At 72.3% G+C, this 13,955-nt stretch carries 9 protein-coding genes; 2 read left to right on the forward strand and 7 right to left on the reverse strand.

The genetic code is table 11. The features are described 5' to 3' along the window. The first annotated feature begins 402 nt into the window (after positions 1–402). Positions 403–2,463 (forward strand): glycosyl hydrolase family 18 protein, encoded by a 2,061-nt coding sequence (locus ACIA8O_RS20670; protein WP_396295381.1) that lies wholly within the window; start codon positions 403–405, stop codon positions 2,461–2,463. 105 nt (positions 2,464–2,568) lie between these two features. Here ACIA8O_RS20670 and ACIA8O_RS20675 read toward each other — a convergent pair whose 3' ends face one another. After that, positions 2,569–2,838, reverse strand: a complete 270-nt coding sequence (locus ACIA8O_RS20675; protein WP_396295382.1) for a metal-sensitive transcriptional regulator — start codon at positions 2,836–2,838, stop codon at positions 2,569–2,571. Positions 2,839–3,037: 199 nt separating this feature from the next. On the opposite strand from ACIA8O_RS20675, the gene ACIA8O_RS20680 reads away from it, so the two are divergent. Next, positions 3,038–4,198, forward strand: coding sequence for an alkaline phosphatase PhoX (locus ACIA8O_RS20680; protein WP_396295383.1), 1,161 nt, complete (start codon positions 3,038–3,040; stop codon positions 4,196–4,198). Positions 4,199–4,273: 75 nt separating this feature from the next. Here the strand turns inward: ACIA8O_RS20680 and ACIA8O_RS20685 are convergent, their stop codons facing one another. From ACIA8O_RS20685 to ACIA8O_RS20710, 6 genes are all read right to left on the reverse strand, one after another. Next, positions 4,274–5,038, reverse strand: coding sequence for a DUF4239 domain-containing protein (locus ACIA8O_RS20685; protein WP_396295384.1), 765 nt, complete (start codon positions 5,036–5,038; stop codon positions 4,274–4,276). Positions 5,039–5,113: 75 nt separating this feature from the next. After that, positions 5,114–5,827, reverse strand: a complete 714-nt coding sequence (locus tag ACIA8O_RS20690; RefSeq protein ID WP_396295385.1) for a hypothetical protein — start codon at positions 5,825–5,827, stop codon at positions 5,114–5,116. 167 nt (positions 5,828–5,994) lie between these two features. Beyond that, on the reverse strand, positions 5,995–8,247 hold the full coding sequence (locus tag ACIA8O_RS20695; RefSeq protein ID WP_396295386.1) for a germacradienol/geosmin synthase: 2,253 nt from the start codon (positions 8,245–8,247) through the stop codon (positions 5,995–5,997). Between the two features lie 99 nt (positions 8,248–8,346). Continuing rightward, positions 8,347–9,759, reverse strand: coding sequence for a family 2B encapsulin nanocompartment shell protein (locus ACIA8O_RS20700; RefSeq protein WP_396295387.1), 1,413 nt, complete (start codon positions 9,757–9,759; stop codon positions 8,347–8,349). Between the two features lie 319 nt (positions 9,760–10,078). Beyond that, positions 10,079–12,343, reverse strand: a complete 2,265-nt coding sequence (locus ACIA8O_RS20705; RefSeq protein WP_396295388.1) for a collagenase — start codon at positions 12,341–12,343, stop codon at positions 10,079–10,081. 258 nt (positions 12,344–12,601) lie between these two features. Beyond that, on the reverse strand, positions 12,602–13,945 hold the full coding sequence (locus ACIA8O_RS20710) for a tetratricopeptide repeat protein (protein ID WP_396295389.1): 1,344 nt from the start codon (positions 13,943–13,945) through the stop codon (positions 12,602–12,604). Positions 13,946–13,955 lie beyond the last annotated feature (10 nt).

A 13,955-nucleotide genomic window follows, 5' to 3' on the forward strand; every position in this document is an offset into this window, starting at 1 on the left:
TCCTCGGAGGGCTTCGGAAGCGGACGCGCCACGGCGCGTCGTGACACGTCATGATCGGCCGGGCACCCGGCAGCCTACCCGGGGCCCCGGGCGGGGTGCCGGGGCGGTGGCGGGGCGGTGACGCGAAGGGGGCGGAGAAGAGTGCCGAGGTCGCGTGCCAAGGGTCGGTAAAGGATTGCCTGACGGCCCATCAGGGCCCTTGACGGTCAAGTGGTCTAGTCCAACTATGGGCGATGTCCATCCGACCGGGACGCACTGTGGGGGTGTCTGATCCGGGCGGCGGGCGCCTACTGCCCTGCCCATGTCACCCGGACACCCCCGGACCCGCGTACGGCGACCGTGCCTCCCTGCACCGCCGTCCCGCCTCCCATCCGATGACTTCACGTCTGCTGGAGAACCCCCATGCGCCCAGGTAGACCACTCCGTGCCCTGGTGGCCGCCTTCGCCACCCTGGCCGCCTCGGCCGGTCTGATGACGGCCGGCACCACCACCGCCCAAGCGGCCGCCACCCCACTGCCGGCCCGCGTCTTCGCCCCCTACTTCGAGGCCTGGACCGGGCAGAGCCCGGCCACCCTGGCCGCGCAGTCCGGTGCCAAGCACCTCACGATGGCGTTCCTGCAGACCGCCGCCAAGGGGTCCTGCACACCGCTCTGGAACGGCGACACCTCGATGCCGGTCTCGCAGTCCGTCTTCGGGGCCGACATCGCCGCCATCCGCGCCAACGGCGGCGACGTCATCCCGTCCTTCGGCGGCTACACGGCCGACAACACCGGCACCGAACTGGCCGACAGCTGCACCGACGTCAACCAGATCGCGGCCGCCTTCGAGTCGGTGATCACCACCTACGACGTCAGCCGGATCGACCTCGACATCGAGGACAACTCGCTGACCAACACGGCCGGCATCGACCGCCGGAACAAGGCGATCAAGCTGGTCCAGGACTGGGCCGCCGCCAACGGCCGCTCGATCCAGTTCTCCTACACCCTGCCGACCACCACCAGCGGGCTGGCGGCCAGCGGGCTCAAGGTGCTGCGCAACGCGATCAGCAACAACGCCCGGATCGACGTCGTCAACCAGATGACCTTCGACTACTACGACAACGCCGCGCACGACATGGCCGCGGACACCAAGACCGCGACCACCGGCCTCTACAACCAGCTGGCCTCGCTCTACCCGTCCAAGACCCCGGCCCAGCTCTGGGCGTCGATCGGCATCATCGAGATGATCGGCATCGACGACTTCGGCCCCGCCGAGACCTTCACCGTGGCCAATGCCACCGAGGTCTACAACTGGGCGCTCTCCAAGGGCGTCAACACGCTCTCCTTCTGGGCGCTCCAGCGGGACAACGGCGGCTGCCCCGGCACGGCTGGCTCGGACAGCTGCTCCGGCATCCAGCAGGGCACCTGGGACTTCACCCGGATCTTCGCGCCCTACACCAGCGGCACCACCACCCCGGCCGACGACTTCTCGGTGACCGCCTCCCCGGCCGCCGGCTCGGTGCAGGCCGGCTCCGCCACCACGGCGGGCATCGCCACCGCCGTCACCTCCGGCTCCGCGCAGAACGTCGCGCTGACCGTCACCGGTGCCCCGGCCGGGGTCACCGCGAGCGTCAGCCCGTCCTCGGTCACGGCCGGCGGCAGTGCCATGCTCTCGGTCTCCACCACGGCCGCCACCGCCCCGGGCAGCTACCCGCTGACCGTCACCGGCACCGGCGCCTCCGGCACCCACAGTGCCACCTACACCCTGACGGTGACGGGCGGTCAGCCCGGCAACGACTTCTCGCTGGCGGTCAGCCCGGCGGCGGGTTCGGTGCAGGCGGGCGCCTCGACGACGGCCGCGCTCTCCACGGCCGTCACCTCCGGCTCCGCGCAGAGCCTGGCGCTGACCGTCACCGGTGCCCCGGCCGGGGTCACCGCCACCGTCAACCCCGGTACGGTGAACGCCGGTTCGGGGGCGACGCTGTCGGTGGCGACCACCGCCGCGACCGTGCCGGGCAGCTACGTGCTGACCGTCAAGGCCACCGGCGCCTCCGGCAGCCACACCGCCACCTACACCCTGACGGTCACCGGCACCGCCCCGACCGGCCTGGTCAACGGCGGCCTGGAGACCGGCGGCCTGGCCCCGTGGAGCTGCCAGCCCGGCGGCGCGGTGGTCTCCACCCCGGCCCACAGCGGCTCGTACGCGCTGCAGGCCGCGGCCACCGGCTCGCAGAACGGCCAGTGCTCGCAGACCGTCACCCTGGCCCCCAACACCAAGTACACGCTCACCGGCTGGGTCCAGGGCAACTACTCCTACCTCGGCGTCAGCGGCGGCGCCACCGCCTCCACCTGGACCCCGGGCTCGTCCTCCTGGACCAAGCTCACCGTCCCCTTCACCACCGGGGCCAACGGCACCGTCACCGTCTACCTGCACGGCTGGTACGGCCAGGGCAGCGTCTACGGCGACGACTTCTCCATCGCCTGAGCACCGCCCCGCACCGCATCGCACGGCCCCGCACCAACGGGCCCGGACCTCGGCAGCCAGCCGGGGTCCGGGCCCGCCGTGCGCCGTGCGTCGCGTGCGGGGGCGTCAGGCGAGGGTGAGGAAGAGCTTCTCGAGCTCCGCCTCGGTGAGCGGCTGGGAGCCGTCCTCGGACTCGCCGTTCAGGCACTGCCGCATGCCGCTGGCCACGATCTTGAACCCGGCCCGGTCCAAGGCCCGTGAGACGGCGGCCAGTTGGGTCACCACGTCCTTGCAGTCGCGGCCCGCCTCGATCATCGCGATGACCCCGGTCAGCTGGCCCTGGGCGCGGCGCAGCCGGTTCAGGACGGCCGCCTGGGCCTCTTCTTCCACCTTCACCGGGATCCTCCTCCGTACGGCGGCGTGGATGGACCGCCCAGGATACCCCAGTGGGTATGGTGGGCGGGCAGTGCGTCCGACCGCCCGGGGGCGTTCATCCGGCGTTGCCGGGGCGGCCACCCCCGTTCCCCAGCCTTCCGCGAGGCGCGGCCCGCCGCCGGACGGGTGGCGGGAACTGACGAATCCCCCGGGAGTCGGCATGGAACGTCGCAACTTTCTCCGCACCGCCGTGATCGGCGGCTCGGCCGCCGCGTTGGGCGGCACCCTCTGGCGCGGGGCGGCCACCGCCGCACCGGCCCAGCCCGCCCCGGGCCCGTACGGCGCGCTCGGCGCGGCGGACGCGAACGGCATCCAGCTCCCGGCCGGGTTCACCAGCCGGGTGATCGCCCGGACCGGCCAGAAGGTGGCCGGCACCGCCTACACCTGGCACAGCGCGCCGGACGGCGGTGCGGTCTTCGCGGACGGCAGCGGCTGGATCTACGTCTCCAACTCGGAGATCAGCGGCACCGGCGGCGCGGGCGCGGTGACGTTCGACTCCTCGGGCCAGATCACCGGCGCCCACCGGATCCTGTCCAACACCAACGTCAACTGCGCCGGCGGCAAGACCCCGTGGAACACCTGGCTGTCCTGCGAGGAGGTCAGCCTCGGCTACGTCTACGAGACCGACCCGTGGGGGGTGAACGCGGCGGTCCGCCGTCCCGCGCTCGGCCGGTTCAAGCACGAGGCCGCCGCGGCCGACCCGGACCGCCAGGTCGTCTACCTGACCGAGGACGAGAGCACCGGCTGCTTCTACCGCTTCCGCCCGACCACCTGGGGCGACCTCTCCAGCGGGACGCTGGAGGTGATGGTCGGCGGTACCGGCACCTCCGGGCCGGTGAGCTGGGCGGTGGTGCCGGATCCGGACGGCCAGCCCACCACCACCCGCAGCCAGGTCTCCGGGGCGAAGAAGTTCAACGGCGGCGAGGGCTGCGTCTACGCGGCCGGCACCTGCTGGTTCACCACCAAGGGCGACAACCGGGTCTGGGCCTACGACGCGGTCAACCAGAGCATCTCGCTCGCCTACGACGACTCGCTGGTCACCACCGGCACCGCCCCGCTCACCGGCGTGGACAACGTGACCAGGGCCGGCTCCGGCGACCTCTACGTGGCCGAGGACGGCGGAAACATGGAGATCTGCCTGATCACCCCGGCCGACACCATCGCCCCGTTCCTGCGGATCACCGGCCAGTCCGCCTCGGAGATCACCGGCCCGGCCTTCTCCCCGGACGGCTCCCGGCTGTACTTCTCCAGCCAGCGCGGCACCAGCGGCAGCTCCTCGGGCGGCATCACCTACGAGGTGACCGGCCCGTTCCGGACCTGAGCACGCACGGGGGCGGGGGGGGGGGGGGGGGGGGGCCCGCCCCCCCCCCCCCCCCCCCCCCCCCCCCGTGCGCGCTCAGTCGCCGATCCCCGGGAAGAGGTCGAGGAAGGGCTGCGCGGTGACGGACAGGCCCCGGCCGAAGGGGTTGTCGAAGTCCCAGATCAGGAAGAGCAGGAAGGCGATCAGCGCGCTGAACGCGGCCGCCAGGAACAACTCCCGCCCGGAGCGCCGGATCTGGAGGGTGAAGAGCATGCCGACGGTGACCACCGCGCCCGCCAGCAGGCCGAACCAGACCACGCCCGGCATGGTCGGACCGGCGTTCTGGCCGCGGGAGTTGCGGGCCTCGTCGGCGGCCGCGACCCGGTCCACCATCGGCTGGTAGGCCTGGTTCTCCAGCTCGGTCTGCGGGGTGCGCTCGGTGACGGTGCGGCGGAGCTGGGCCAGCTTCTCGGTGCCCTCGGGGGAGAGGCTCTCGTGCTGCTCCATGTAGGACCACTCGGTGTCCACGATGAAGGAGACGTAGGCGTTCACCTCGGCGCGCACCTTGTCGCGGTCGGCGGCGGGCAGCACCTCGGCCCGGGCGCTGACCTCGTGCAGGGCCTGGGCCTCGCGCAGCGCGTCGGCCTGGGCGGAGCCGCGGGCCTCCCAGACGCCCGCGATGGCCAGGCCGAGCACGATCGCGTAGACCACGCCGATCATCATCGTCATGTACTCGATGACGTCCGGCGTCTCGGACGGGTCGTCGTCCTCGCCGACCCGCCGTTGTCGCAGGACGACGACGGCCAGCACCACGGCACAGACCGCGGCCATGGCGATGACGAGGGCCACCCACTCGGACATGAGGGAACTCCACTTCGGTGACCGGGACGGCTGTCCCGGTTGGGGACGGTCAGGGGGCTGTGGGGTGACGCCGGGTCAGCGGCGGCCTCGGCCGCTGCCGCCTCCGCGCGGGCGCAGGGCGCCTGCCGCGAGGACGGCCGGGACGGTGACCAGCAGCACCGTCCGGGTGGTCGGCATGGTGTTCCGCGCGGGCGGCTCGGCCACGGGCACGACGGCCGGCTTGCGGAAGGTCTGCGAGGGCCGGGGAGCCGGCGGCGGTGCGGGCGGGGTGGTGACGGGGGGCGGAGGCGGCGGGGGCACCACCGGCGGCGGTACCACCGCACGGGAGGGACTCGGCTTCGGGGTGGGCTTTGGGGGAGGCGGTGGTGTGGGGGCGGGTTTCGGTGGCGGGGGCGGTGTGGGGGTCGGGGTCGGCGTGGGGGTCGGTTTGGGAGTCGGGGTCGGGGTGGGCGTCGGTGTGGGGGAGGGCTTCGGGCTCGGGGTGGGGCTGGGCTTGGGCGTCGGCTTGGGGCACGGGTGGTGGTGATGGTGGTCGTGGCCCTTGCCGTGGCCCTTGCCCTTGCCGGTGCCGAGCTCGTACTCGAAGCCGACCTCCACCTCGACCGGGGAGAGGCCGACCTCGACCCGGTGGCACCAGCCGAGGTGCAGCCCGTTGTCGTGGGAGTCCCCGCCGCGGGAGGCGCCCGGGGCGGCTCCCGCCAGGGTGAAGCAGAGCGCGGTCGCGCCCAGCACGGTGGCGGCCCGTCGGACCAGCCGGCCGCGGGGCGCCGTAGGGGAAGAGTCGCTCACGTGGAAGATCACCGAGCGACCTGGCGGACAGGTTCTCCGGTTGGCCACTGAATACCTCGAAAGGGCTAACGTATGGTCAGAAAGTCTGACCACGAACCGATGGTGGCAATGCCAGGGAGGGGCCCGGGTGGTGGCGGCCACCCGGACCCCTCCGCGGGCGAGGGGGTTCAGCTCCTGCCCAACAGCTCCAGCACCCGGGCGGCCGAGGTGCCCAGGCCGGTCGGGCCGGCCGGTGGCCGCCGCACGGGGCCGGCGTCGTCGGTGGGGGCGCCGGCCGGTGCGAAGTGCCGGCGCAGCGAGGCCTCGTCGTAGCGGTGGCACTCCTGGTGCCACTTCAAGATGCCGTACATCCAGTGCCGGAGCTCCTGGGTGTACTCGTCCACCGCTGCCCTGGCCTCCTGCGGAAGGTCCAACTGGGTGTAGAGCAGCGGGAGTTCGTTCCGGGACAGGTGCTCGAACTGGTGCATGCGCTCGGTGGTGAGGTCGTGCACGACGGCGACGGCCTGCTCCCGTTCGCAGTCCAGGAAGTTCTGCACCACCACCACGGCGTTGTGCAGCTCGCCCTCGAACTCGACCTCCTTCTGGTACGAGTGCAGGTCGTTGACCAGCGTGCAGTAGTCGAAGGCCGCCGCCTCCAGCTCGGTGAGCGGCGAGGCGGCGAACACCTCGGCGGGGACGGCGTCGGTGCGGCCGAGCCGGAGCAGGCTGCGGGTGAGGTCGGAGCCGAAGGTGAGGCGGCGCATCTCGAGGTAGTCCACCGGGTCCGGCACGTGGTTCTGGATCTGGTTGGTCAGCTCCCAGAGCCAGCTCTCCAGCATCCGGACCACGCCGGACCGGAAGGACCGCCGCTGCTCGGGCGTCAGGGGTGCGCCGGTGCGCTGCCAGAGGTCCGCCAGGCTGATCTCGGCCGGGTGCGGGCCGGGCAGCGCCGGGCCGCCCTCCAGCGGCATCATCGCCAGCAGCCGCTCGTGCATCAGCCGGGCCCCGGCCATGTCGTGGCCCCGGCCGTAGACCAGGGGGTAGTAGTCGTCCACCCAGGTGCCCCAGGTCAGCCAGGCGCTGGTGAGGTCGAGCTCCTCGGCGGTGGCGCGCGGCTGCATGCCGGCCGAGCAGAGCGGGAAGTCGAAGGCGCGCAGCATCTCCTCCGTCCACAGCCCGGCACCGGGCACCCCCGGCACCTCGTCGAGCAGGCCGGTCCGGCGCGACCAGGCGACGGTGTTCTCCCGGGAGCGCTGGAGGTGCGGGTTGAGCACGTTGCCGAACGGCATCCGGAACTCCGGGAGTTCGGTGGGCCCGACCTGCTGGAAGGGGGTGTAGGAGAAGGAGCGCAGCCGGGCCGGCATGGTGTCGGCCACCGAGGCGAAGAGCCGGGCGGCCGAGGTCCCGAGCCCGGCCGGGCCGCCGAGCACGCCCGTGCCGAGGTCGGCCTCCGCGTTCATGTAGCGGCTGGAGCGCATGTGCCACTCGTGGCCGCCGGACTGCCAGTCCTGGAGGCCCTTGACGTACGCGAAGACGTCGGCGGCGGCCCGCGCGTCCATCCCGCGGTCGGCCAGCAGGGCCGGGACCTCGGTCAGCGCGGTGTGCTCGAACTGCTGGAGCCGGGAGGTCAGCAGGTCGTTCAGGCGCTCCGCCGCCTCCTGCGTGGAGCAGCCCAGGAAGGTCTCCAGCACCAGGACGCCGTTGGAGAGTTCGCCCTCCTCCTCGACCTCGCGCTGGTACGAGAAGAGGTCGTTGCGCAGGTGCACGGCGTCCGAGAAGGTGTCCCGGAGCACCTCCATCGGCCGGGTGGCGGCGATCTCCGCGGGCACCTCGGCCCCGGCCGCGTGCTCGATCAGGCCGGCCGACCAGGGGGCGCCGCCGACCTTGCGGCGCATCGCGATGTACTCGACCGGGTTGGATACCCGGCCCCGCTCGATGTTGGAGAGCTCCCACATCGACTCGTTCAGCAGCGCCTCGGTGGCGAGGGCGAAGCGCCGGCGCCAGTCGGCGGACATGGCCGGGACGGAGCGGGCCCAGAGGTCGGCCAGGCCGGCCTCGACCGCGTTGGTCGGCTCGGGGTACCCCTGGGAGTCGTCCAGCGGCATGAAGGCGGCCAGCCGGTCGAGGTAGGCCTTGCCGCCGGCCAGGTCCCGGGTGCGCTTGAAGATGTCCAGGAAGTGGTCGTCGAAGAAGAAGACCCAGACGTACCAGTCGGTGATCAGGCCCAACTCGGCCGCGTCGCAGTCGGGGTGGGTGTACGCGCAGAGCAGCGCGTAGTCGTGCCGGTCGAAGTCGTCCTCGTCCCAGATCCCGGAGCCCTCGATCATCACCATCTCGCGGGCCCACGCCTTGGAGTGCACCCGGGCGCTCTCCAGGTGGGGGTTGAGCCTGGCCGGGTACGGCATGTAGAAGTCCGGCAGTCGGAAGGGTTGCGCCGCCATCGGTGCCAAGCCTTTCGGGGAGTGCGCTGGAGGGGGCCCGGACACGGTGCTGGGCGGACCGGAAGGACTCCGGCCCGCCCAGCACCCGCTCATCGAGGGTCAGTCACGGCCGTTCGAGATCTGGACGTTCTCCAGGACACCCAGCGCGTCCGGCACCAGGACGGCGGCGGAGTAGTAGGCGGTGACCAGGTAGTTGATGATCGCCTTCTCGTCGATGCCCATGAAGCGGACCGACAGGCTCGGCTGGTACTCGTCCGGGATGCCGGTCTGGTGCAGGCCGATGACGCCCTGCTCGGCCTCGCCGACGCGCAGCGCGATGATCGAGCTGGTGCGCTCCTTGGTGACCGGGATCTTGTTGACCGGCAGGATCGGGACGCCGCGCCAGGCCGGCACCTTGGAGCCGTGCAGGTCGACGTGGTCCGGGTACAGGCCACGGGAGTTGAACTCGCGGCCGATGGCGGCGATGGTGCGCGGGTGGGCCAGCAGGAAGTGGGTGTCCCGGCGCATCGAGAGCAGCTCGTCCAGGTCGTCCGGGGTCGGGGCGCCGGTCTGGGCCTGGATGCGCTGCTTGAAGTCGGCGTTGTTGAGCAGGCCGAACTCCGGGTTGTTGATGAGCTCGTGCTCCTGACGCTCCTTCAGTGCCTCGATGGTGAGACGGAGCTGCTGCTCGGTCTGGTTCATCGGCTGGTTGTAGAGGTCGGCGACCCGGGTGTGCACCCGCAGCACGGTCTGGGCCACGCTCAGCTCGTACTCGCGCGGCTTGAGCTCGTAGTCCACGAAGGTGCCGGGGAGCTCGACCTCGCCCCAGTGGCCGGCCGACAGGGCGATCTCGGCCTCGCCCAGCTCGTTCTGCCGCTGCTGCGGGAGGGTGAGGAACTCGGCGATGTGGGCCTGGAGTTCGGGGGACTGGTCGAGCACCGCCTGGAAGTCGGAGCGGCTCAGGGTGAGCAGGGTGCCGTTGGTGGCGGCGGTGACGGTGTAGTCCCACAGGGCGTCGGACTCGGTCAGCGCCTGCTCGCCGAAGCGGGAGCCGTCGGCCAGGACGCCGAGCTGGGTGGGCGCGTCGTAGGCGTCCAGGCCGGCCCGGCTCACCTTGCCGTGCGCCAGCAGGTGCAGCTGGTCGATGGGCTCGCCGAGCTCGGCCAGCACCTCGCCGGCCCGGAACTCGCGCTGCACGCAGCGGTCGGCCAGCGCGACCAGCACGTCCTGGTCCTCGAAGCCGCGCAGCAGGGCGAGCTCGCCGAGCTCGCCCGGGATCACCCGCACCTCGGAGCCGGTCTTCACGAAGTCGATCCGGCCGTCGCCGACGGTGTAGGTCAGACGGCGGTTGACCCGGTACGCGCCGCCCGAGGTCTGGACCCAGGGGAGCACCTTGAGCAGCCAGCGGGAGGTGATCTCCTGCATCTGCGGGGCGGACTTGGTCGTGGTGGCGAGATTGCGAGCGGCGGCGGTACCGAGGCTGAGCTGCTTCTCCGGTGCCTGAGCGTTCTCCAGGCCTGCGTCCACGGACATCTGCCGGGTTCTCCTTCATCGTGCTCGGCGGGCGTCCTGCCAGCACTGACAGGTCGTCAAAGTATGTGAATATCACCGGGCTTGGAGCAGGCCGCCGATCGCTCGGCCTTTCCCCACCCCGACCTCTGACGACCCTAGATCCACATCGCCGGGGTGGACCGGAGAGTGTCCCTCCACTCCCCCGAACGAGTGAATCACCGAGCGGGCCCGATCATGATTCGCCGCGATCTGCTCAAGGCCGTACCCGAACGGAAGTGCCCCGCAGGCCGGTCGGGCCTGCGGGGCACTGTCCTCGGGTGGTGCTCGGTACGGGTGGTGCTCAGTACTGCGTGGTGACGCTGACGCCGTCGAAGCCCTGCTGGGCGTAGAGGCTGAAGAAGACCCAGCCGGCGGGCGGGTTGACGACGGTCAGCGTCTCGCCGTTGCCGGTGTTGGTGGACTTGGCCAGGTAGGACGTGGTGGTCGCCCAGCTGGAGCCGTTGTAGTAGAGGTCGCCGTTGCCGGTGCCGCCGCTGCTGGTGACGGTGAGCTGCTGCACGCCGGCCGGCAGGTAGACGAACATGTAGCTGTAGTTGCCGGTGGTGGCCGCGACGCCGTCCCGGCGGCAGTTCTTGTCGTACTGCCGGGTGTCGGCCTGGGTGCAGAGCGGGGCCTGGGCCTGCTGGAGGCTGCCGCACCGGCCGGTGCCGCAGGCGGTCAGCCAGGCGGCGAAGTCGGCGTCGTAGCGGGTGCCGATGGTGGAGGTGAGCAGGGTGCGGGCGCCCGCCCAGTCGCCGGCCCGGTACTTGGCCAGCAGCGCGGTCATGTCCTGCGGGTGCGACTGGAGCATGTAACGGACCGCCAGGTAGCCCCAGTTGTAGATCCGGGTGGAGTCGGCGTTCTCGTAGGTGGTGTCGAAGAGGGTGCTCAGCTTGTAGGTGCCCTGGGCGGCCTGCGCGATGGCGTCGTCGTAGCGGACGCCGCGGTAGCCGTAGGAGACGTACTCGGCGATGCCCTCGACCCACCAGACGGTCGGCGTGGACATCCCGGCATCGAAGTCGCCGGCCATGTCGTAGCGGCCGTCGAGGTAGTGGGTGTACTCGTGGTTCAGGTTCCAGATCTGGAACGTCGGGCGCTCCCAGGTGGCCTCGTGGGCGATGAAGCGGGCCTGGTTGTCGACCTTGGACGGGTCGCCCTCCAGGTACATGCCGCCGTTGTCGACCTCGATGTCGTAGATCGACCAGGCGTAGAGGCTGTAGTCGTAGTAGGAGTCGAAGACCACGACCTCGAGGCGCTTGTTCTGGTCGCCCGCGACCGGGCCGCCGTCCTTCACCAGGGCGTGGAAGTAGGCGTCCTGGTTGGCCAGGCTGGTGCAGGTGTCGGCCAGTTCGGCGGCGCTCATGTCCTGGGCCCGGACGCGCAGCGAGGGGCTGCAGGTGTGGTCCACGGTGAGGACCAGCGGGATCAGCCGGGTGGGCAGGTCGCAGATGCCGTAGAGGGCGCAGTTGCCCTTGTCCTTGTTCTCCGCGTACCAGGCCAGGTTCATGGTGAGCGGGCCGGAGGCGCCGACCAGCGGGTAACGGGCGATCAGGTCCTTGACCAACGGGCGGGCCTGGGGCCGCAGTTCGGGGAAGGAGACCAGCGAGCCGAGCTGGATGCCGATCGAGGTGGCCAGGTCGCTGCCGGTGAGACCGGCGGCGTTGCGGGTGACCAGGCCGGCCATCGCGGTGGCGAAGGACGGGTCGGCCTGGAGGGCCGCGATGAACTCGGGCAGCTCGGTGCCGCGCTCGATGACGGTGCGGGTGTTGTCCACCGCGCTCCACATCGCGCCGCCGGTGGTCGGGTCGAAGCCGTTGAGCAGCCACTTGACCACGCCGGTGTAGCGGGCGTTCTCCCGGGCGCTGTCGATCAGGGTGACGGCCTCGGCCAGGGTCTCGCCGTTGGCCTGGGTGACGTCCTTGGAGCGCGGGGCGCCGAAGAAGGCGTCCAGGGCGCCGCGGGTGGCGCTCTTCAGCGGGGCGCCGTAGGCGCCGACCCGGTCCGGGAAGCGCCACTGCACGTAGTAGCCGACCCGCAGGAAGAGCACCAGCTGGCCGATGGCGGCGTTGTTGGTGCCGTCGTAGGACGCCGAGGCGGTGCGCAGCGCGTCGGCGACGGTGGCCATCTGGTCCTCGCGGAAGACCTTGGCGGCGCCGTCGGCGTCCAGGTTGAACAGCGAGTTCACGCAGGCCACGTCCACCGACCGGACCTGCTGGACCAGCGCGGCGCCGGTCTTGGCGAAGTCGGCGGGGGAGCAGACCGCGGCGGTGAGCGCGTTCGGCGCGGAGCGCTGCGCCTTGCCCTGCTTCTCCGGCGCCGCGGCCGGGGCGGTGCCGGCCCTGGGGGAGTCCTGACCGCCGGTCAGGGCCTCGCCGGGGACCGGGCGGTGCTCGTCGGGCAGCTTCGGGGACTTCGGCAGCGGGAAGCTGCGGGGGGTCGGCCGCTCCTGCGGGGCGGTGGTGGCGGCGCGGCTCTGCGGGGCGAAGAGGCCGAGGGTCAGCAGGAACGCGAACGCCAGCGTGAGCAGACGGCCCAGCTGGGCCGTCGGTATCCGGGAGGGTCGCACGGTGGGGGCCTCCGGGCCGAGTAGTGGCCGTGCTGTTGGGGGACACGGCCGACTCAATGTGTGACATGTAAAATGGCACACCTCACACTGCGTGCGGAAGACCCGTCAGATCTCGGATGGGTATCGGAAGGGGAGGTTCCGGGTGGGCCGGGTGCCCGTTCCGGAGAACCCGCAGGGCGGCACCTGACCTGCGCCGTCGTTCCCCGGACAATCCGATGCCGGCCGGCGGGAGCCGGCCGACGGGAGCCGGGCGGCGCCTCAGGGGATCGGCGGGCGGGCCGGGCCGGGGCCGAGGGTGGTGGTGCCCGGCGCGGCGCGGTGGCCGAGGCCGGTCCGGTAGACGTCCAGGGCCTGTTCGGTGCGGCCGGTGCGGCGCAGCAGGTCGCCGAGCAGGCGGCAGAGGTCGGCCAAGTCGCCCGCCGCACCGGTCTGTTCGAGCAGCGAGAGGGCGTTGACGTAGTGCTCCTCGGCGGTCTCGGGGTCGCCATCCTCCTCGGCGACCAGGCCGAGCAGCCGGTGGGCGCCGGCCGCGTGCACCGCGCCCCGGCCCGGCCCCAGCGGCAGCAGGGCGTGCAGCAGCTCGGCGGCCTCCTGCCGCCGCCCCCGGCGGCGCAGCACGTCGGCCAGCTCCACGTCCACCTGCTGGGTGAACAGCTCGGCCCCGTGTGCGGCCAGCATGGCCCGGGCGGTGCGCAACTCCCGCTCCGCGCTGCCGAGTTCGCCGTCCTGGGCCAGTACGTAGCCGCGCATCCAGTGGCACTTGGCCAGGTCGGAGCCGAGCCGCAGGTGCTGGTAGAGCTCCTGTGCCTTGGCCAGTGAGGCGTCCGCCTCGGCGGCCCGGCCCTCGGCGATCAGGGTGCGGGCGACGCTGCGGTGCAGGCCGGCCACCAGGACCGGGTCGGTGGCGACGGGGGCCAGCGCCAGGGCCAGTTCGGCGGCCTGGGCGGCCCGGGCGTGCGCGCCCATGTCCATGTACGGGCCGATCACGGCGGAGTAGAGCAGCAGCAGGGCGTCCGGGTCGGGCAGTCCGGCCGCGTTGAGCCGGTCGATCGCGGTCTCCAGCAGGTAGCAGGCGTAGCGGAGTTCACCGGCCAGCAGGTGGGCCACCGCCCGCCCCCGGACGGCGGCCGCCCGGCGCGCCGGCGGCCCGTCGGCCAGCAGCCGCTCGGCCGCCTCGAAGTGCTCCCTCGCCCGCTCCAACTCCCCGCTCTCCAGGGCGCATTCGCCGAGGCCGAGGAGGGCCGGGGGGATCAGCTCGGCCACCCCGTACCGCTCGGCCCGCTCCAGCACGGCGGCGAAGCGGGCGGCGGCCCCGGCGCGGTCCCCGGTGGCCAGCTCGCCCTGCGCCTCGGTGAGGTCCAGCCGCAGTCCGGTGGCCAGATGGGCGGGGCGGCCGGTGGCCAGCTCGTCGTGGGTCACCCCGAGCCGCTCCGCCAGGTAGCGCAGCGCGGCCTCGGAGGGGCGGACCCGGCCGGCCTCCAGGGTGGAGACGTAGGCGGCGGTGTAGCCCTCGCCGGCCAGCGTGCGCTGGGTCAGGCCCCGGTCGCGGCGCAGCTGTTGGAGCCGCTGCCCGATCACGGCCGGTTCGTCCTGCTCCGTCACGTCCGTCCCC

It is taken from the genome of Kitasatospora sp. NPDC051853 (genome assembly GCF_044452665.1).
In the GTDB taxonomy this organism is placed as follows: Bacteria; Actinomycetota; Actinomycetes; order Streptomycetales; family Streptomycetaceae; genus Kitasatospora.

Bases quoted from the DNA above. Each gene is read 5' to 3' on its own strand.
- ACIA8O_RS20670 (WP_396295381.1), top strand. From the start codon at position 403: ATGCGCCCAGGTAGACCACTCCGTGCCCTGGTGGCCGCCTTCGCCACC.
- ACIA8O_RS20680 (WP_396295383.1), top strand. From the start codon at position 3,038: ATGGAACGTCGCAACTTTCTCCGCACCGCCGTGATCGGCGGCTCGGCC.
- ACIA8O_RS20685 (WP_396295384.1), bottom strand. From the start codon at position 5,038: ATGTCCGAGTGGGTGGCCCTCGTCATCGCCATGGCCGCGGTCTGTGCC.
- ACIA8O_RS20695 (WP_396295386.1), bottom strand. From the start codon at position 8,247: ATGGCGGCGCAACCCTTCCGACTGCCGGACTTCTACATGCCGTACCCG.
- ACIA8O_RS20700 (WP_396295387.1), bottom strand. From the start codon at position 9,759: ATGTCCGTGGACGCAGGCCTGGAGAACGCTCAGGCACCGGAGAAGCAG.